Origin of the sequence: Rossellomorea sp. LJF3, from assembly GCF_037046045.1 — a bacterium.
In the GTDB taxonomy this organism is placed as follows: Bacteria; Bacillota; Bacilli; order Bacillales; family Bacillaceae_B; genus Rossellomorea.
Map to the genome: position 1 here is coordinate 1 of NZ_JBANLY010000036.1, position 19,186 is coordinate 19,186.

At 46.7% G+C, this 19,186-nt stretch carries 18 protein-coding genes; 12 read left to right on the forward strand and 6 right to left on the reverse strand.

The annotated features are described in order from the left end of the window. Positions 1–272: 272 nt before the first annotated feature. Positions 273–1,088, reverse strand: a complete 816-nt coding sequence (locus V8G47_RS19855; RefSeq protein WP_336201580.1) for an RsfA family transcriptional regulator — start codon at positions 1,086–1,088, stop codon at positions 273–275. A gap of 247 nt (positions 1,089–1,335) precedes the next feature. Between V8G47_RS19855 and V8G47_RS19860 the strand changes: the two genes are divergently transcribed. The 3 genes from V8G47_RS19860 to V8G47_RS19870 all read left to right on the forward strand — a co-directional run bounded on the left by V8G47_RS19860 (position 1,336) and on the right by V8G47_RS19870 (position 3,685). Continuing rightward, the gene (locus V8G47_RS19860; protein WP_336201568.1) at positions 1,336–1,560 is read left to right on the forward strand and encodes a DUF1450 domain-containing protein; all 225 of its coding nucleotides are present in this window, start codon (positions 1,336–1,338) and stop codon (positions 1,558–1,560) included. A gap of 270 nt (positions 1,561–1,830) precedes the next feature. Beyond that, on the forward strand, positions 1,831–3,129 hold the full coding sequence (locus tag V8G47_RS19865; protein ID WP_034765047.1) for an HD domain-containing protein: 1,299 nt from the start codon (positions 1,831–1,833) through the stop codon (positions 3,127–3,129). Positions 3,130–3,175: 46 nt separating this feature from the next. Further along, positions 3,176–3,685, forward strand: coding sequence for a YwgA family protein (locus tag V8G47_RS19870; protein ID WP_336201569.1), 510 nt, complete (start codon positions 3,176–3,178; stop codon positions 3,683–3,685). Positions 3,686–3,746: 61 nt separating this feature from the next. Here V8G47_RS19870 and V8G47_RS19875 read toward each other — a convergent pair whose 3' ends face one another. Together V8G47_RS19875 and V8G47_RS19880 are read right to left on the reverse strand one after the other, a co-directional pair. Beyond that, entirely contained in the window at positions 3,747–3,938 is a 192-nt protein-coding gene (locus tag V8G47_RS19875; protein WP_336201570.1) for a hypothetical protein, read from the reverse strand. A gap of 151 nt (positions 3,939–4,089) precedes the next feature. Beyond that, positions 4,090–4,311 carry a 2-hydroxymuconate tautomerase gene (locus V8G47_RS19880; RefSeq protein WP_336201581.1) on the reverse strand — a complete coding sequence of 74 codons (222 nt, stop codon included), beginning with the start codon at positions 4,309–4,311 and terminating at the stop codon, positions 4,090–4,092. 138 nt (positions 4,312–4,449) lie between these two features. On the opposite strand from V8G47_RS19880, the gene V8G47_RS19885 reads away from it, so the two are divergent. After that, positions 4,450–5,136: a site-2 protease family protein gene (locus tag V8G47_RS19885; RefSeq protein WP_336201571.1), complete on the forward strand. Its 687-nt coding sequence runs from the start codon at positions 4,450–4,452 to the stop codon at positions 5,134–5,136. 13 nt (positions 5,137–5,149) lie between these two features. After that, positions 5,150–5,656, forward strand: a complete 507-nt coding sequence (locus tag V8G47_RS19890; protein WP_336201572.1) for a YwhD family protein — start codon at positions 5,150–5,152, stop codon at positions 5,654–5,656. A gap of 313 nt (positions 5,657–5,969) precedes the next feature. Here V8G47_RS19890 and V8G47_RS19895 read toward each other — a convergent pair whose 3' ends face one another. Beyond that, on the reverse strand, positions 5,970–8,030 hold the full coding sequence (locus V8G47_RS19895; RefSeq protein ID WP_336201573.1) for a transglycosylase domain-containing protein: 2,061 nt from the start codon (positions 8,028–8,030) through the stop codon (positions 5,970–5,972). A 388-nt stretch (positions 8,031–8,418) separates the two neighbouring features. Between V8G47_RS19895 and speE the strand changes: the two genes are divergently transcribed. The 5 genes from speE to V8G47_RS19920 all read left to right on the forward strand — a co-directional run bounded on the left by speE (position 8,419) and on the right by V8G47_RS19920 (position 12,828). Next, complete coding sequence (gene speE, locus V8G47_RS19900) at positions 8,419–9,249, forward strand: spermidine synthase (protein ID WP_336201574.1); 831 nt, start codon at positions 8,419–8,421, stop codon at positions 9,247–9,249. 103 nt (positions 9,250–9,352) lie between these two features. Beyond that, positions 9,353–10,225, forward strand: a complete 873-nt coding sequence (gene speB / locus V8G47_RS19905) for an agmatinase (RefSeq protein WP_034765069.1) — start codon at positions 9,353–9,355, stop codon at positions 10,223–10,225. Positions 10,226–10,432: 207 nt separating this feature from the next. After that, positions 10,433–10,870 (forward strand): DUF1934 domain-containing protein, encoded by a 438-nt coding sequence (locus tag V8G47_RS19910; RefSeq protein ID WP_257141080.1) that lies wholly within the window; start codon positions 10,433–10,435, stop codon positions 10,868–10,870. Between the two features lie 4 nt (positions 10,871–10,874). Further along, the gene (gene argS / locus V8G47_RS19915; protein ID WP_336201575.1) at positions 10,875–12,545 is read left to right on the forward strand and encodes an arginine--tRNA ligase; all 1,671 of its coding nucleotides are present in this window, start codon (positions 10,875–10,877) and stop codon (positions 12,543–12,545) included. 103 nt (positions 12,546–12,648) lie between these two features. Continuing rightward, a complete protein-coding gene (locus tag V8G47_RS19920; protein ID WP_032086963.1) occupies positions 12,649–12,828 on the forward strand; it encodes a XapX domain-containing protein in 180 nt (59 codons plus the stop codon). Between the two features lie 46 nt (positions 12,829–12,874). On the opposite strand, the gene uvsE is transcribed toward V8G47_RS19920, so the two are convergent. Then, on the reverse strand, positions 12,875–13,828 hold the full coding sequence (uvsE, locus tag V8G47_RS19925) for a UV DNA damage repair endonuclease UvsE (RefSeq protein ID WP_336201576.1): 954 nt from the start codon (positions 13,826–13,828) through the stop codon (positions 12,875–12,877). A gap of 11 nt (positions 13,829–13,839) precedes the next feature. Continuing rightward, positions 13,840–15,045, reverse strand: a complete 1,206-nt coding sequence (cls, locus tag V8G47_RS19930; protein ID WP_336201577.1) for a cardiolipin synthase — start codon at positions 15,043–15,045, stop codon at positions 13,840–13,842. Between the two features lie 301 nt (positions 15,046–15,346). Here cls and V8G47_RS19935 point away from each other — a divergent pair, with 301 nt between their 5' ends. Continuing rightward, positions 15,347–17,464 (forward strand): 4Fe-4S dicluster domain-containing protein, encoded by a 2,118-nt coding sequence (locus tag V8G47_RS19935; protein ID WP_336201578.1) that lies wholly within the window; start codon positions 15,347–15,349, stop codon positions 17,462–17,464. A gap of 320 nt (positions 17,465–17,784) precedes the next feature. Beyond that, positions 17,785–18,972 (forward strand): acetyl-CoA C-acetyltransferase, encoded by a 1,188-nt coding sequence (locus V8G47_RS19940; RefSeq protein ID WP_336201579.1) that lies wholly within the window; start codon positions 17,785–17,787, stop codon positions 18,970–18,972. Positions 18,973–19,186: the final 214 nt, after the last annotated feature.

The window sequence follows — 19,186 nt, forward strand, 5'->3', positions numbered from 1 at the left end:
GTAATTGAGTCATCTTTATTCCTCTTCTCATTGTTTATCGTCGTTGAAAACAGTGTTGACAAGAAGGAATAAAATGACTCTTTCTTTTTACACAATTATATGGACTTAATCTGAAAAGGGGCTTAAGGTAACTGTTTTTAACCAATTTAGAAAAAATAATCGTTTTTTCTTTGTTTCGGTCTTATAGAAAGAGGTTATTCAAATCCTCAACCCCACGTCCCCGCCCCACCAAAAAACCAGCACGCCCATAGGCGCACTGGTTGGGAATACCGTTATTCAGCTACTTTTTCGAGGTTTCCGTTTCGATCCATCTTGAATCGGGGTGCTTTCGATTCGTCTTCATCGAATACGACAAGCTTTCTGGCCCGGTTCATGATTTGCATAAGTGTTTCGTAGTCTTCCTGCATCGTGACGGAGTTGTTTTCAAGGGCTTTGACTTTCTTTTCGAGCTCGGCATTTTCTTTCCGGAGGTCGGAAATCTCCTGCTTCAACCTCTGATTCTCAATTTTTACGTAATCGGAGTTCATGTTGGTTTGGGCCAGGTTCTGAAGATACGCAATCACTTTTTCAAGTGTGACTTCCCCTTTTAGCCCCGCTGGCTTTACAACGTGGTTGGCAGCAGGCGCCTGCTGAGCCACGTAAGCTTGTTCCTCACTTGCTTCCACATTATAGTTCTGCGCTGCTTCTTCGGTTTCTTTCCCCAGTTGCTCCGTTTCCGGTACGTAGTTCTCGTACTCGGCAAATTCCATTTCTTCTTCCGCTTCAGACATTGATAGAGACATAGCGTCTAAATCTTCGAAGGAAGGTGTCGGTGGCTGGTATAATAGCTTTTTCTTGCCGCCCTGGTCTTTCCCGAGAATGCGGTGGCGCTGCTTGCGTTGTTTTTTTGCTAGTGAAAGAGCTTTCTCGTACTGGTGTCGCACGACGGCGTTCCAGCGGAATCCACATGCAGCGGATGTGCGGTTCAGTTTGTCCCCGACTTCCTCGAAGGCATTCAGTTGTGTACTGCCTTCACGCACATGACGTAAGACCGTTTCGGCCAATAATAGATCATTTTCTTCCGTCCAGGCATCCTGTCTTGTTTTCATCATCATTTCATCTCAACTCCCAAAGTTTTCTTAAAGTATTCGTTGATAAAAGGATGGACCATTTATCAGGTTTTTATACGAATATGTTAAAATTATTTTCTGTCTGCTAGTTTCGTTGTATCAGTGATGAACGCACGCGGGATGGAAACGATGTTCACTTGCAAAACATGACTGAAAACTGTATTCTATAAATCGATGTTTACGACGTATAAAGTCCATTTCAATAGATAGAAAGGGTTGTTGACAGATGGCAAACGAATTCCGTGTTTGCGATGATTGTCAGGCCGTTAACCTAAAGACCTTGATTCCAAAATTAAAGGAGATCGATCCGGACGCACCGATTGACATTGCGTGCCAATCCTATTGTGGTCCAGGACGCAAAAAGACATTCGCTTTCGTGAATAATCGTCCTGTAGCGGCGTTGACTGAAGAAGAATTGATGGAAAAAGTGACCAAGAAAATAAAGAAATAAAGGGAAACTTCCAATGAGGGAGTTTTTTCTTTTCTTCTGATAAAAATAAATAAAGGTTTGCGCCTCTTTGGAAAAGGAAACTACATAAGGGGTAGAGAAATAATAGGAGAGATTTTTTTGTCAAGAGTCCAAATTTTTTTGAAGGATTTGGAACGCTTGCGGTGGAACAATCAAAGGACAAATACCTATTTTTTTCGACAAAATTCGAGATGAATGCGATGGAGCAAGTCGCTATAATAGAAATATGCTAGTTTAGGAAGAGGGTAGAAGATGGAGTATGCCAAGCAGAAATTACATGAAGAAAAAGTATTTAAAGACCCTGTTCATCGCTATGTTCATGTAAAGGATCGCGTGATTTGGGATTTGATCGGGACAAAAGAGTTCCAGCGACTCCGCAGAATCAGACAGCTCGGAACCACCTACTTGACCTTTCACGGAGCGGAACACAGCCGGTTCAACCATTCTCTTGGCGTGTATGAGATCATACGCCGCATCGTCGATGATGTCTTCGTCGGAAGACCTGAGTGGAATCAGGATGAGCGACTGCTGTCATTGTGCGCTGCGTTACTGCATGATCTTGGGCACGGACCGTTCTCCCATTCCTTTGAAAAGGTGTTTCACCTCGATCACGAGCATTTTACCCAAGCCATCATCTTAGGGGATACAGAGGTGAACGCGGTTCTCGGTAAGGTGGCACCGGATTTTCCAAAGCATGTGGCCGAAGTGATCGCGAAGACGTACAGCAACAAGCTGGTCGTCAGCCTCATTTCAAGCCAGATCGATGCCGATCGTATGGATTATCTGCAGCGAGACGCCTATTTTACAGGGGTTAGCTACGGGCATTTCGATATGGAGCGGATCCTCCGTGTGATGAGGCCCCGTGAGGATCAGGTCGTGATCAAGCAGAGCGGGATGCATGCCGTCGAAGATTACATCATGAGCCGCTATCAGATGTACTGGCAGGTGTATTTCCATCCGGTGACGAGAAGTGCCGAAGTGATCCTGACGAAGATTTTACATAGGGCGAAGGAGCTTCATGAAGAGTTCTATTCCTTTAAGCAAAGCCCAATCCACTTTTATTCCCTGTTTGAGGGGGAAGTGGCCCTTGAGGATTATTTAAAGCTTGATGAAGCAGTCATCATGTACTATTTTCAGATCTGGCAGGAAGAAGAGGATCCGATTTTACGGGACTTATGCGAGCGGTTCATGAACCGGAATTTATTCAAGTACGTAGAGTTCGATCCGGCGAAGGAATACAAGAAGCACAGTGAACTGGAAGCCCTCTTTAAAAAGGCGGGAATCGATCCCGATTATTATTTAGTGGTGGACTCATCTTCAGACCTTCCATACGATTTCTACAGGCCGGGCGAGGAAGAGGAACGGCTCCCGATCCATCTGTTGATGAAGAATGAAGAGCTTCGTGAACTTTCCAGGCAGTCAGACATCGTGGATTCCATCTCCGGAAAGCGTCGGACCGATCATAAATTATACTATCCAGTGGATTTACTATATGACGAATCAACAAAGAAGAATATTAAGCGCCAGATCCGGAAGATTCTGGAGCTGTAGACGAGGACCTGACACATGCAATACTAGGAGTAGGAGATGACGTACATTGTTGAAAGATCATGCAAAATTGATGAGTGCCTTCTTAGCCTCGGGTGAAGTGGTGGGAAGGAAGAAGCTTCAGAAGATGATATACATCGCCAAGAAGCTTGAATTCCCGTTTCAGGAAAAATTTCAATTTCATTTTTATGGTCCGTATTCGGAAGAACTGACGCTTCGGGTGGAGGAGCTATGCAATATGGGGTTCATCTCCGAGGTGAAGGAGAAAAAGGGCGGCTACTATCAATACCGCTATACGGTCACGAAAGAAGGGGAGGACTTCCTGGAAATCTATGAAAAGGATATGCCTTGCCTGAAGGATTGCCTTACGAATATGAACGTTCAATCAGCACGCTTTTTGGAGCTGGTTTCGACCGTCTTATATTTTGATAACCTTTCAAAAGAAGAAGTCGTGGAAAAAGTGTTCACACTCAAGAGTAAGCAGAAATATACAGAAGAAGAAATCGACGAAGCCTTCGCTTACATCGAAGGACTAAAAACGAAAAAAATCGTTCAGTAGAGAACATTCTTATAGGGTTGGAAGGGGGATCACTCGACAAGAGTGATCCCCCTTTATATCGCTACGATCCAGGTGATTGATCCATTCTTTCGATGATTTGATCAAGCTTTTCTTCAACCTGTTTGTCTTGCACCCGCTGCTGGATCCTTCTGTTCCGAAGCCCTTTCGCCACCATAAAAGCGACCACGACAATGGCTAGTAGAAAAGCCATCATGAACAATTGTAAGAACACATCGCCAATCGTCATATCCATTCATTTCATCCTTTCCGCCGAGTGTATGGTATATCGTATTCGTAAGATGCAAATGTTGCCCGTGGGGAATTCCGGATTTGAAAAACGGCGGTAGCATAAGACAAGCCCGCTGAAAGGAATGCCTTTTCAGCGGGCTTGTTTTATGCTTCTTCTATTGATCACTGAGTCTCTTGCCGCCGACGGCATAGTGACCTTTCGTCATTTCTTCAATGAAGACGACGATTTTTTCTTCAGGGGCACCGGTGGTTTCACTGACGGCTTCGGTCACTTTTTCGACGAGGGCACGCTTTTGATCTTCTGAACGGCCTTCGAGCATTTTTACGGTGATATAAGGCATTAATGATTCGCTCCTTGCTTTCGGATTTGGTACAATCTGTGGTAGGCTCTTACTCTATAAATGTAATGGCTGGGAGATGAGAGAGCAAGTTTGATATGATATGTCATGAATGCAGGAATTTTTCTGTATACTATGGAATATGAAAGTAAAACATTTTTTAAAGGAGTACATACTTTGGATACCATTAGCTCACTTTTTGAGTCGATCTCCGTCTTTCGGTTGGAAGAGCTTCCGTTTGTCGTGATCGCCCTCGTCATGGCCTTTACGGTTCATGAGTTCGCCCACGCCTTTGTGGCATACAAGTTCGGGGATACGACGGCGAAGGATCAGGGAAGACTCACATTGAATCCGATTCAACATCTGGACCCATTTGGAACCCTTTTAATACTATTTGTGGGATTTGGCTGGGCGCGGCCCGTGCCTGTCATGAGATCCCGTTTCAAGAATCCGCGTTTGGCAGGTGTACTGGTTTCCGTTGCCGGCCCATTGAGTAACTTCCTGCTAGCCTTTATTGCATTCGGGATCTTTTACTTTTTTGTAGGGGTGACGGGTGGCGTCGGTGTTCCACCGTTCATCATCGACCTTCTGCAGATGATCGTTTACTTGAACGTATTGCTGTTTGTCTTCAACTTACTGCCGTTCCCTCCGTTGGATGGGTACCGGATCATCGAGGACTTGTCACCGAATCATGTCAGGGCCAAACTGACCCAATATGAACAATATGGCGTTCTGTTATTTTTAATCATCGTCATCACGCCTCTGGACGAATATACGATCTGGCCGTTATTACAGGGTGGCATGACGGCGACCAATCAGGCATTCAGTGCGATATTCACGACGATTTTTTCAATCTTTAGCTAGGGAGTGACGTTTCATGGAAAAGAAAAAAAACATTGGATTCAATATCATCAAAAGTGACCCCACTGACGGTCATGGCGGTTACGGGGTAGGATCATTGAGCCTTGATAATGTTTCGCCCGTCATGATTGATGTCGAAGAAGGTGAAGCGACGATTGAAATCGGAGCCATGCACGCAAGGAGCCCGATCGAAAAAGGGATCAAATTCACGAATAACCGTGAAGACTCGGCAGGCGGTAAGCCGTACTGGCTCATCTGGGTGACCATCGACCGGATGGAAGACGGCCCGTATTATGCAGGGGTGACGGCTTGTGAGCTCGTCGTGAACCGCGAGAAGCGCAGGGGCTACAAGTCCATGCCGGAGCATGTGAACAATATGGATAAATCCATCAAGCGGAAGATCGTCCTTGACCATCTGGACGACAAATCCAAAGGCATTCTCACGAACTTTCTAAAGAATCATGATGAAGGCATGTGGGAACGCTCAAAAGATGAATTGAAGGAAGCCTTAAAAATAAAATAGATCGATTTGTGAACAAACTGTGACATTTTTTTGAATATGTCGTTCACATCTTGCTCTATGGGGAGAAAAAAAGTACACTTAAATCACAGTTTGCACATAAACTAGGACATGAAAAACCCCGGGTTCGCACAAGCCCGGGGTTTTTTGTTATATCGAAAAGCGGAGGCGGCTCGTTCAGAGGCGACAAGCATAAGGCGAGCCAACCGGAAAGGCGCCCTTTGCCTTTTGGTTGGCTTGACTTATGACCTCGAGCCTCTAGCCGCCGGAGCTGGACATCTCGAAAACCCCATTTCCAGCTATATAACAATAAAAACTAAAAGATCCAATCCTTCACTTTATCATACCAAGGTTTCTTCTCTTTTTCCGGTGCCTTTTCCTTCGGTGCTTCTTTTTCACCCAAGTGTTCATGGCAGTATTCGGTCGGTTCGGTACCTTTTACAAAGTAGGTGAAGCGCTGCACCGGACAGTCTTCTGTGGCGAGCAGTCCGTTATGGGGGTTCACGGCCACGCCGACGACGCCCTTGGTCGGTTTGAAGTTTTTGACGGGTTCATCCTTAAGGGCTTCTTCCATGAAGTGGACCCAGATTTTCTTGGCATAGTATTTATCATCGACCAGGGAGACTTCTTTTCCTTTATCGTATCCGGTCCACACTCCCGCCGTTAATTGAGGGGAGTAGCCGATCATCCAGTTGTCTGTGTTGGTTGTCCCGGATTTCCCTGCGTAGGGACGGGTCGCGTCTTTTCGGATCTGGATCCCCGTTACCGTCGAGTAATCATTGAGCTTAGGGTCGAATATCCCGGTGAGCATATGGGTCATGACGTATGTGAGATCCGGGTCGAGCACCTGCTCTTTTTTCGATTCACTTTCATAGATGACCTTCCCCGACCAGTCTTCCACTTTTGTAATGAAAACGGGCTTCACTTTATAGCCGCCGTTGGCAAAGATGCTGTAGGCGTTGACCATATCGATGACACGTGCCCCTGAGGTACCGAGTGCGGATGAAGGGTATTTTTTCACCTTTGTCGTCAATCCGAACTTTTCTTTTGCCGTTTTCGTCAATGTGTCCTGACCGATGAAGAGGTGGGTCTTCACGGCGTACACGTTATCAGATAGAGCGATAGCCTGGGCCAGGGTGATATCTCCATCTGCATATTTGTTGTTGTAATTATGAGGGGTGTACTTCTTTCCATCATCGAATGTGAAGGACGTCATTTCGCTCTTCATCGTCGTGGATGGCGTAAATCCCTGTTTTAAAGCAGAGTAGTAGAGAAGCGGTTTGATCGTTGATCCCGGCTGGCGGATTGCCTGCACGGCACGGTTAAACGGACTCTCTTCATAATCCCGTCCTCCGACTAAAGCTGTGACATAACCATTTTTCGGGTTCATGGACACAAACCCCAATTGGATATCCGATGCATCGGGGATCTGTTCCTTCACGACTTTCTCAGCAACCTTTTGATGATCGGGGTTGAGGGTGGTGTAGACTTTCAAGCCGCCCATCTCGATGGTGCGTTCCTCGATCCCCAAGTCCGAGCGGAGGATGCTTTTCACCACATCTTGAAAATATGGGGCGGTTTCCGCCTTTTGATGGGCGTGCTCCCCTGTGATGCGGATTGGTGCCGCTTTGGAAACGCCCGCTTGCTCTTTTGTTATAAAGCCGTCATCGGTCATGGACTGAAGGATGAGTTCCTGTCGCTTCTTGCTATTTTCCATATGGGTGACAGGCGAATAGTAGGACGGTGCTTTCGGTATCCCGGCGAGCATGGCCGCTTCTGCGACGGTCAATTGATTGGCATCCTTGCCGAAGTAATATTGACTCGCCGCCTGGACACCGTATGCGCCGTGTCCGTAGTAGATGGTATTTAGATAGCCTTCTAGAATGTCCTTTTTGGAGTAATTCATTTCGATCCTGATCGTGTAGAGGGCTTCTGAGATCTTTCTCTTCCATGTTTTATCATGAGAAAGAAATAGATTGCGAGCGTACTGCTGTGAAATGGTGCTTGCCCCCTGCACCTTTGACATCGCTTTGACGTCGGCAAGGGCTGCCCCTGCCATTCGCTTCAGGTCAAACCCGTAATGCTGGTAGAAGCTTTTGTCTTCAATGGAGATCGTCGCTTCAATGAGGGCTGGGGAAATTTCCTTCAGACCCACCCAATAGCGCTTCTCGCCGGTATTCGTTTCTCCTATGACCGAACCATCCTCACCATAGATCAAAGTAGATTGAGGAACGGCAAGGGGAGGCGGCCCCTGGACCTTGGCATAAATCAAAACCCCCATGATCCCCACCAAAAAGAGGACCAAGCCCGCGAGAGTCCCGACCACTGCAAATCTCGCATATTTCTTTGTCTTCTCCATTCGAGCCATCACTTCCATACCTCTCCCTACTTTCCCTGCACAGGTCCGCAGTTTAAGAGGGACGGACCTTGGATTTTTTATATTTGTCATCTCGTTTATACTGATTACTGTGTAGTATCAGTATGAAAAGTTTTACGAGATTTTAAACATCAAAGGTTTAGAAAAAATTTCACTTGAAATTTTGCTAGATTCCACTATACTTTTTCTCATGTTTGTATTTATCATGATAGGGAAGGATAAAAATGACGTCCGATGCGGATGTTTTTATAAATAGGAGTAAAGCCCGTTATGTCAGGGTTTCGCTTCACTTTGTCCTAAAGATGAACGTGTGAAGACTCAAACTAGTGGTATATGATTTTTACAGAAACAGCAATAATCCATTAAAACAAGAAGGGAAGTTGAAACAATGAGTGGACTTTGGTACACAGAGAAACAAACAGAAAACTTCGGGATTACGATGAAAATCAAGAAGACTTTACATACAGAGCAAACGGATTTTCAATATCTTGAAATGGCTGAAACAGAAGAATGGGGCAATATGCTGTTCCTTGACGGCATGGTCATGACGAGCCAGAAGGACGAGTTCGTTTATCATGAAATGGTGGCACATGTTCCATTATTCACGCACCCGAACCCTGAGAACGTATTGGTTGTCGGCGGAGGAGACGGAGGCGTCATCCGTGAAGTGTTGAAGCACCCAAGCGTGAAGAAAGCGGTTCTTGTTGATATCGACGGGAAAGTGATCGAGTACTCGAAGAAATATCTTCCGGAAATTGCGGGAGAACTGGAAAACGAGCGCGTGGACGTACAAGTGGACGACGGCTTCATGCACATCGCAAAAAGTGAAAACGAATATGACGTGATCATGGTTGATTCCACTGAGCCAGTCGGACCAGCAGTTAACCTGTTCTCAAAAGGATTCTACGCAGGAATCTCAAAAGCACTGAAAGAAGACGGGATCTTCGTTGCGCAATGTGATAACCCATGGTTCAAAGCAGACCTTATCCGCCAGGTACAGAGCGACGTGAAGGAAATCTTCCCGATCACACGCTTATACACAGCGAACATCCCGACATATCCAAGCGGACTATGGGCATTCACCATCGGTTCCAAAAAGCACGACCCAATCGAAGTACCGGAAGAGCGTTTCCACGACATCGAAACGAAATACTACACACCGGAACTGCACAAAGCAGCATTCGCCCTTCCGAAATTCGTTAAAGACCTGACAAAATAAATGGGAGGGACGGACCTCACATTTCAACGGTAAATCGCTTAAAATCAAGGAGGGACGGACCTGAACCAAGGTCCGTCCCTCTCTAAAAGAGAGGTTGAAGAATATGCGTTTTGATGAGGCTTATTCAGGTAATGTGTTTATTAAGAGTCATCCTTCTTATGAGGATAGCCAGGTGGTCCTTTACGGGATGCCGATGGATTGGACGGTGAGTTATCGTCCGGGTTCCCGTTTCGGTCCTGCCCGTATCCGCGAGGTGTCGATCGGTCTGGAAGAGTATAGTGCGTATCTTGACCGGGAGCTTGAAGAAGTGAAATATTATGATGCCGGTGATATCCCGCTTCCATTCGGTAATCCGCAGCGAAGCATCGATATGATTGAAGATTATATCGACGGGCTTCTTGGTGACGGGAAGATCCCATTCGGAATGGGTGGAGAGCATCTGGTCTCATGGCCGGTGATGAAAGCCATCGCGAAGAAATATCCGGATCTTGCCATCATCCATATGGACGCTCACACTGATCTGCGTGAAGAGTATGAAGGGGAGCCCTTATCCCACTCGACTCCGATCCGGAAGATCGCCGAGCATATCGGACCGAAGAATGTCTACTCATTCGGCATCCGTTCCGGTATGAAAGAAGAATTCCAATGGGCGAAGGAAAACGGCATGCACATTTCCAAGTTCGAAGTGCTCGAGCCGTTGAAGGAAATCCTTCCACAGCTAGCAGGACGCCCTGTGTATGTGACGATCGATATTGACGTCTTAGACCCTGCCCACGCTCCTGGAACTGGAACCGTGGACTGCGGCGGAATCACATCCAAGGAATTACTTGCATCCATCCACGCCATCGCTCACTCTGACGTGAACGTCGTGGGAGCGGATCTTGTGGAAGTGGCGCCAATCTATGATCCATCCGAGCAGACAGCGAATACGGCAAGCAAGCTGATCCGTGAAATGCTTCTTGGCTGGGTAAAATAAACCATCAAAGCCTCTTCTCATTGGCAGAAGAGGCTTTTCTTCTGCTGATAATCCGCTTACATCCCTCCAATAAATGAAAACTCACCGTGTTCCATTGCAATTTCCCACAATACTTCTTATACTTAATTAGTTAGAAGGAAGGGACGTCTATTTGAGGGACGGACCTATCACTTGATCGGACCCTAAAAAGAAAAGGATGTGAGTGGTTTGACGGCAAAAGCGGATTCTACCCCTGTCAAAGTTCACTTGAAAACCAAGATCACAATAGGAGAGGAAAGTGACTCTTTTGAATTGGTATCATTTGGTCGATACTATGAAAAAGGAGATGCCGTTTTTCTGAAGTACGATGAAGTACAAGAGGAAGGCACCACTCATACGATCGTCAAAGTCACAGATCGACAGGCCCTCATTCTACGCAGCGGAGCAGTCAAAATGAGAATGGCCTTCAACGAACTCGAGGAACAGAACGGTTCTTACGAGAGCCAGCTCGGTACCCTTTTACTTACAACCAAAACGAAAACACTTTCACATACACAGAGTGACTCGGAGCTTGAAGGGAACTTCAACCTTTCTTACGAGTTAAAGATGCAGGACAGTCCAGTGGGGGATTATGTCATGTCCATTCACTATAAGGAGGAAGCATAGCGATATGAATATCGTCGAAAAAGTACAAGAAAACCTGAAAGCCGAAATTAAAGCAGCGGTCCTGAAAGCGGGACTTGCAACAGAGGATCAAATCCCGGATGTCATCCTTGAGATCCCGAAAGAAAAGTCCCACGGGGATTATTCAACGAATATGGCGATGCAGCTTGCAAGAGTCGCCAAAAAAGCGCCGCGCATGATCGCAGACGACATCGTCGCGAACTTCGACCAGTCCAAAGCGTCCATTGAAAAAATGGAGATCGCAGGACCTGGATTCATCAATTTCTATATGAACAACGAATACTTAACAGATTTGATTCCGTTGATTCTTGATCAAGATCAGGAATATGGTCAATCAGATGCCGGAAATGGCGAGAGAGTGAACGTCGAGTTCGTATCCGCCAACCCTACAGGCGACCTTCATCTTGGTCATGCACGTGGAGCGGCCGTCGGTGATTCCTTATGTAACGTCCTTGAAAAAGCGGGCTATAAAGTAACCCGTGAATACTACATCAATGACGCCGGGAACCAGATCCATAACCTTGCGATCTCCGTAGAAGCACGATACTTCCAGGCACTTGGACAAGACAAAGCGATGCCTGAAGACGGGTATCACGGTCAGGATATCATCGGAATCGGAAAGAAACTGGCTGAAGAATTCGGCTCGAAATATGCAGAAGTAAGCGATGAAGAACGCTACAAGTTTTTCCGTGAGTACGGCCTGAAGATTGAAATGGCCAAGCTTCAAAAGGATCTTGAAATGTTCCGCGTTCCGTTCAACGTGTGGTACTCTGAAACCTCCCTTTATGAGAATGGGAAAATCGATGCGGCCTTGAAAACGCTGAGAGACAACGGTCATGTATACGAAGAGGACGGCGCCACATGGTTCCGTTCGACTGAACTTGGCGATGACAAGAACCGTGTCCTGATCAAGAACGACGGCACGTACACATACCTGACGCCGGATATTTCGTATCACCAGGATAAATTCGAGCGCGGGCATGATGTGCTGATCAATATCTGGGGAGCGGACCATCACGGGTACATCCCCCGTATGAAAGCGGCCATCGAAGCACTCGGCTTTGATCGTGACAAACTGGAAGTGGAAGTCATCCAACTCGTTCACCTTTATAAAAATGGGGAAAAGATGAAGATGAGTAAGCGTACAGGAAAAGCCGTCACGTTACGTGAGCTTGTAGAAGAGGTCGGCCTCGATGCGGTCCGCTATTTCTTCGCCATGAGAAGTGCCGATACACATATGGACTTTGACCTGGATTTAGCCGTGTCACAGTCCAACGAAAACCCAGTGTACTATGCTCAATATGCCCACGCGCGTATTTGCAGCATCCTTCGCCAGGCAGAAGAACAGGGACTTGCTTCAGAGGACAAGATCGATCTAAAGCTGATCGGTACGGAAAAAGAAGTGGATTTACTGAAAAAGCTGGGTGAATTCCCGCAAATGATCGCCGATGCTGCCGAGAAACGCACGCCTCACCGTGTTGCGAATTACATCAACGACCTGGCATCTGCTTTCCACAGCTTCTACAACGCCAATAAAGTTCTTGATGAAGAAAATCGTGAATTGACGACAGCACGCCTTGCTTTAGTGAAAGTGGTACGTGTCACGTTACAAAACGCTCTTGCCTTAATCGGTGTAGCAGCTCCGGAAAAAATGTAAATAGCCGTACCAAAGGTCCGTCCCTCATCAGGATGGACCTTTTTCTTATATTTCGGGCGCTTTAACGTATAATAATGAAAGATGGATGAAGGAGGAGAAGGGTATGAAAACGGTCGTATTGGCCATCGTAACCGGGTTTTTAGTCGGGTTTATCTTTGCTTTATTTAAGTTGCCGATACCTGCCCCGCCAGCACTGGCAGGAATTGCAGGAATCGTGGGTATTTATCTTGGGTTCAAAGCCTTCATGGCGATTCAGCCCTGGATTGAGTCTGTATTTAAATGATATGTACATAAAAAAGATGAACACCCAAGTGTCCATCTTTTCTTCTTTACCACTCAAGGGTCCCGCCACTGATCCTTTTCACCCCTCGGATGGAGGACAAATCTTCAATCAGTTTCAGCATGGCAAGATCTTTATGTTTGGCTTCAATCATAAAATCCACGTCCTGATCCAACGTTTTCAGGGTTTTAAAGAAACCTTCCACAAATCCCGGATCGACCAGGTCGGCATGGGAGCGGAAGGCACTAGCAGATTTAGGGGAGGATATATGTATTTTCGGCACTAAATCTCTCCTGTCCCAGGTGGTGAAAATATTTTCAAGATACCCCTCAAGAGGTTTTGTACCCGGATTTGCCTCGTGGTGATGAATGTCCAGGACCATGGGGATATTCTCTTTTTGACAAACGGTGAGCGTTTCCTCGACGGTATAGGTCTTGTCGTCATTCTCGAGGGTCATGATGTCTTTTACATCCGGAGGGAGATCCTTCAGGTTTTCATGAAAACGGACCAAGGTTTCTTCCTTATCCCCGTAGCTCCCGCCGATATGGATATTGATGACGGAATCCTTCTCGATCCCCATATATTCAAGCATCCGGTAGTGATACACCATATCTTTCACGGCATTGTCCGTCACATGCTGCCTGGGACTTGTGAATAAGGTGAACTGGTTCGGGTGAAAGCTCGCCCTGATCCCGAACTTTTTGATCAGATCGCCAAGTTCTTTCCATTCGTGCTGAAAAGGGGAATGGAAATCCCATTCCACATCAGGATGGGTGGCAAGGGGAACGAGGGAGCTGGATAATCTGTACACCTTGATTTCGTGTGCCGCACACAGATACAGGATGCGTTTCGTATGCTCCAGGTTTAACCTCGTCACTTCCTTCAGGCGATCCATCCGCTCAGCTTTAGGTAACTCTGTGTATCGCTTGTATGTCATGGTTTTGGCCGGGCTTGCATCCCATAAAGAGAGGGAGTTCGCCACGAATCCCAATCGGATTTTCATGTGTCATCCCCCTACAATAAAATTGAAATGGCTGAAGCGACGCGTTCCTTTAACCGGGTGAGCATGGAAACCGATGAGAGGTCGCTTTCGCTTAACATGTCGGATGCCGCCATGTCTTTTTCCATTTCCTTTTTCAACGTCTGGATAAATCCTTTATCGTAAATCAAATTATTGATTTCAAAATTGATAAAGAAGCTCCGCTTATCAAAATTGGCCGTGCCGATATCACAGAAATGGTCATCGACGACCATCACCTTTGCATGATAAAAGCCGTCCATGAATTGATACACTTTTGCACCACTAGCGAGCAGAGGTCTGAAATAAGGGAAGGCCGCTTCCTTCACCAGCATATGATCGGCATTATTCGGGATGATGATCTTGACGGTGACCCCTCTGTCCAGCGCACCCAAAAGCGCGTCCATCAAGCTCGGAGTGGGGATGAAGTAGGGTGTCCCGATAATGATTTCGCTTTGTGCTTCGTCGATGAATTCCCCAAAGAATTCTTCAATGTTAACCCCCTCGGTCGGGAAGATACGATGTGCAATGCTTCCTTTTTCAGAAGGAGGAAAATACATGGCTTCGTCCTTTAAATCTTTCTGGGTCGCACGGAACCAGTCAATACAAAATTCCGTTTGCAGATCATGTACACCTTCTCCCTCAAGGCGGAGGTGATAATCCCTCCAGGGAGAAAGCTCGGGTATATCATTTTCATCGATATATTCCTTCCCGATGTTGTAACCGCCCAAATAACCGATCACCCCATCGATGACGGTGATTTTCCGGTGATTGCGCTGCTGGGAGGAAAAGAACAGGTAGGGAAACTTGACCCTTCGGCAGTAATCAACTTCCACACCTGCATCCCGAAGCTCCTTTACCTTGGACTTCTGGACGTTATGACTGCCGATTTGATCCATCAGAAGACGGACTTCAATTCCTTCCTGTGCCTTTCCCTTTAATAATTCCAGGAACCTCAGGGCAAAATGGTCATCCTGGACGATATAAAATAATACATGAATGGAAGATCTGGCTTCTCTCATCTCTTTAAACATTCGATCGAAAAGCTCGGGTCCCCTCGAAAATAATTCAATATCACTCATTCGTTTCTCATAATCTCTTCTTGTCCGCGTCCGGATGAAATGACTTCTTCCCAATTTGAAATCGAGCATCAGCCATCCGATGATTGCGGCAAGGATAACCAATAGGATTAACCACCACATAGAATCACTCTCTCATTTGCATTATCTTTAGTATGTCCTCTTTCTTTGGTACATTGCATCCTTTCTTCTTTTTCCCTTTCATTAGTCCTTTTGAAACCTGTAGGGGGTACAGAAAGTCCTGTTTTTTTATGGGAGGATTGATCGCCTGTGAAAAGGTTTTCATTTTTATTCGGAAAAACCATTGACTGAATGCTCATTCATAATATAATGGAGATATGAACTATTCAGAATATTAATTTGGTTTGTAAAAGTTTGAACAAAGGGGAAGTTCATCGGACCAAAGAAGGGGGAGTGTTTGTCTATGAATGGGTTACTCATTCTCAATTGGGTCGCATTTATCCTTGTGACCGTTTATGCACTGAGTCTGTTTGTGTATGTAGTAAAGACGAGAATTGAATATATTAAGCTCGGGAAAAAAGTGGAGTTCGACAAACGATTCAAAGAACGATTCCAGAAAATCCTGGTCAATGTCTTCGGACAGAAGAAGCTCCTGAAGGATAAGAAAAGTGGAGCGATCCACGTTATGTTCTTCTACGGATTCATCCTTGTTCAGTTCGGGGCCATCGATTTCATATGGAAAGGACTGGCACCGGGAAGTCACCTGCCGCTGGGACCTTTATACCCTGGCTTCACGTTCTTCCAGGAAATCGTTACACTCATGATCCTCGTTGCGGTTGTGTGGGCATTCCATCGCCGCTATGTGGAAAAACTGGTCCGTTTAAAAAGAGGATTCAAATCTGGGCTGGTCTTGTTATTCATCGGTGGATTAATGCTGTCGGTCCTGGTCGGGAACGGAATGGGCATCATCTGGCATGGTGAAGACCTTGCCTGGACGGAGCCTGTTGCATCACTGATCGCAGGGGCACTCGGTGGCATCGGGGAAACGGCTTCCATCGCCATTTTCTATGTAGCCTGGTGGATTCACTTACTATTCTTACTGGCATTCCTTGTGTATGTGCCGCAGTCCAAGCACGCGCATTTAATCGCGGGACCTGCCAATGTGTATTTCAATCGCTTAGACAACCCTGGAAAGCTTAAGCCCATCGATTTCGAAGATGAATCAGCTGAAAGCTTCGGGGTAGGGAAAATAGAAGAATTCACGCAACACCAAATGATCGATTTCTACGCATGTGTGGAATGTGGTCGTTGTACGAATATGTGTCCGGCAACCGGGACAGGGAAAATGCTTTCCCCGATGGATCTCATCGTCAAACTTCGGGATAACCTGACGAATCACGGTGCTGTCGTGACACAGAAGAAGCCTTGGGTGCCGACATTTGCATTCAACGGCACGAAAGGGAATCAGCTTGCGATGGCAAGTGCCACTCAGGCGGCCGAAGAAGCGGCAGCTGGAGCTACGTACAGTCCAAGCCTGATCGGGGATGTCATCACAGAAGAAGAGATTTGGGCATGTACAACGTGCCGTAACTGTGAAGACCAATGTCCGGTCATGAATGAGCACGTCGATAAAATCATCGACCTTCGCCGTTACCTCGTTTTGACGGAAGGAAAGATGGATGCAGACGCACAACGCGCCATGCAAAACATCGAGCGCCAGGGGAATCCGTGGGGTCTGAACCGTAAAGAGCGTGAAAACTGGCGTGAAGCAAGAGAAGACGTCACGATCCCTACGGTAAAAGAAATGAAAAAAGCAGGGGAAGACTTCGAATTCCTATTCTGGGTCGGATCTATGGGTTCATTCGATAACCGAAGCCAGAAGATCGCCTTATCCTTCGCCAAGCTCATGAATGAAGCCGGCGTGAAGTTCGCGATCCTCGGTAATAAAGAAAAGAACTCCGGTGACACACCGCGCCGTCTCGGAAACGAATTCCTATTCCAGGAGCTTGCCGGTCAAAATATCGCCGAGTTCGAGAAACATGAAATTAAAAAAATCGTGACCATCGATCCGCATGCTTACAACATTTTCAAAAATGAGTATCCGGACTTTGGACTGGAAGCGGAAGTCTATCATCATACTGAACTTCTGCATCAGCTGGTAAAGGAAGGGCGCCTGAAGCCTCAATACGAAGTGAACGAAACAATCACCTTCCACGATTCCTGTTACCTTGGCCGTTACAATGAAGTGTATGATCCACCGCGTGAAATCCTGAAATCCATTTCCGGCGTGAAATTGGTCGAGATTGAACGTAACCGTGAAAAAGGCATGTGCTGTGGAGCGGGTGGAGGACTCATGTGGATGGAAGAAGACGCTGGACACCGTGTCAACGTCTCCCGTACCGAGCAGGCACTGGCTGTCAGCCCGTCGGTCATCAGCTCCGGTTGTCCATACTGCCTGACGATGCTGTCGGATGGTACGAAAGCGAAGGAAGTGGAAGAAACGGTTTCCACTCTCGACGTAGCAGAAATCCTTGAAAAAGCCGTTTGTGGCGATCTGAAGGACGAACCGGCTGCATCTTAAAAAAGAATATTATCCTTTAGATAATGAATTGAACATGAGTTCATGAATACAAACAGGAGTGAAACAAAATAGTCTCTATTGCGTTTCGCTCCTATTGTTTTTCTACAATAATAAACTTGGTGGAAAAGTAAAAACATTCTAAAAAATCGGGTGCGTTTGCACTCGAAATGAAGTACAATAAAGATATATTGGGGACAAAATTTGTCCCTTCTCTTATGGGGATTAGTTGAGCGAGCGTTCAGTCGAAAGTCGATGAAATTTTTTTAAGGTAAATTGAAAGCGGATACAAACTTGCGGACATATAAAGGAGAGCGTTGAAGATGGGGAAAACGGTTATTCTAGACGGAGCAAGAACGCCTTTTGGTAAATTCGGGGGAAGCCTCAGCAGTTTTACAGCTTCAGAGCTTGGCGGTTTCGCAGTGAAGGAAGCCTTGAAACGTGCCGGCGTAAACGGGGAAGAAGTCGAAGAAGTCATCCTCGGATCTGTTTTACAAGGGGGACAGGGTCAAATCCCTTCCCGTCAGGCATCACGCCACGCGGGCTTACCTTGGAATGTCAAAACGGAAACGATCAATAAGGTCTGTGCATCAGGAATGCGCAGCGTCACACTGGGAGACCAGATCATCCGTGCAGGCGACGGCGAAGTGATCGTGGCTGGTGGAATGGAATCCATGTCGGGCGCCCCTTACATCCTGCCGAAAGCACGCTGGGGATTCAAGATGGGCGATTCACAGGTAAAAGATCTGATGGTTCACGACGGATTGACGTGCAGCTTCAACAACGTCCACATGGGAACGTACGGAAATGAAACAGCCAAAGAATTTGAACTATCAAGAGAAGAGCAGGACGAATGGGCACTCAGAAGCCATCAAAGAGCCGTGAAGGCGACGGAAGAAGGCGTACTCGGTGAAGAAATCGTTGCTGTTGAAGTACCGCAGCGCAAAGGAGATCCGATCGTCGTCGCAAAAGATGAAGCACCACGTAAAGAAACATCCATCGAGGCACTGGCTAAATTAGGGCCGGTCTTCGGTTCAGAAGGAACGATCACAGCAGGGAACGCTCCAGGGGTCAACGACGGAGCGGCAGCCATGGTCCTCATGAGCGAAGAAAGAGCGGTGAAAGAAGGGAAGCAACCATTAGCGACCATCCTTGGCCATACTGCCATCGCCGTTGAAGCAAAGGATTTCCCGCAAACACCGGGGCTTGTGATCAACGAGCTTCTCAAGAAAACAGGGAAATCCCTTGAAGAGATCGATCTGTTTGAAATTAACGAAGCATTTGCAGCCGTGGCATTAACGAGCGGGAAAATCGCCGGCCTTGATCCCGAGAAAGTCAATGTGAACGGTGGAGCCGTCGCCCTTGGTCATCCAATCGGAGCAAGCGGGGCACGCATCATCCTGACATTGGCATATGAACTGAAACGACGCGGTGGAGGAATCGGGATTGCCTCGATCTGCAGCGGAGGCGGTCAAGGGGATGCGATTATGATTGAGGTGGCGAAGCAGTAGTGTGTTAGATGGGGGTGTGTACCAGGTACAAATGGGGTTGTTTGTACCAGGTACATCCTTGGGTTCAGCTGCTGAAATAGCGAGTATATTCAGCAGCTGAATCAACCAAACCAAACCAAACCAAACCAAACCAAACCAAACCAAACCAAACCAAACCAAACCAAACCAAACCAAACCAAACCAAACCAAACCAAACCAAACCAAACCAAACCAA

Bases quoted from the DNA above. Each gene is read 5' to 3' on its own strand.
- speE (WP_336201574.1), top strand. From the start codon at position 8,419: ATGAGTGGACTTTGGTACACAGAGAAACAAACAGAAAACTTCGGGATT.
- argS (WP_336201575.1), top strand. From the start codon at position 10,875: ATGAATATCGTCGAAAAAGTACAAGAAAACCTGAAAGCCGAAATTAAA.
- V8G47_RS19940 (WP_336201579.1), top strand. From the start codon at position 17,785: ATGGGGAAAACGGTTATTCTAGACGGAGCAAGAACGCCTTTTGGTAAA.
- V8G47_RS19875 (WP_336201570.1), bottom strand. From the start codon at position 3,938: ATGGATATGACGATTGGCGATGTGTTCTTACAATTGTTCATGATGGCT.
- V8G47_RS19920 (WP_032086963.1), top strand. From the start codon at position 12,649: ATGAAAACGGTCGTATTGGCCATCGTAACCGGGTTTTTAGTCGGGTTT.
- V8G47_RS19935 (WP_336201578.1), top strand. From the start codon at position 15,347: ATGAATGGGTTACTCATTCTCAATTGGGTCGCATTTATCCTTGTGACC.
- V8G47_RS19860 (WP_336201568.1), top strand. From the start codon at position 1,336: ATGGCAAACGAATTCCGTGTTTGCGATGATTGTCAGGCCGTTAACCTA.
- V8G47_RS19865 (WP_034765047.1), top strand. From the start codon at position 1,831: ATGGAGTATGCCAAGCAGAAATTACATGAAGAAAAAGTATTTAAAGAC.
- V8G47_RS19895 (WP_336201573.1), bottom strand. From the start codon at position 8,030: ATGGAAGTGATGGCTCGAATGGAGAAGACAAAGAAATATGCGAGATTT.
- speB (WP_034765069.1), top strand. From the start codon at position 9,353: ATGCGTTTTGATGAGGCTTATTCAGGTAATGTGTTTATTAAGAGTCAT.
- V8G47_RS19890 (WP_336201572.1), top strand. From the start codon at position 5,150: ATGGAAAAGAAAAAAAACATTGGATTCAATATCATCAAAAGTGACCCC.
- cls (WP_336201577.1), bottom strand. From the start codon at position 15,045: ATGTGGTGGTTAATCCTATTGGTTATCCTTGCCGCAATCATCGGATGG.
- uvsE (WP_336201576.1), bottom strand. From the start codon at position 13,828: ATGAAAATCCGATTGGGATTCGTGGCGAACTCCCTCTCTTTATGGGAT.
- V8G47_RS19855 (WP_336201580.1), bottom strand. From the start codon at position 1,088: ATGAAAACAAGACAGGATGCCTGGACGGAAGAAAATGATCTATTATTG.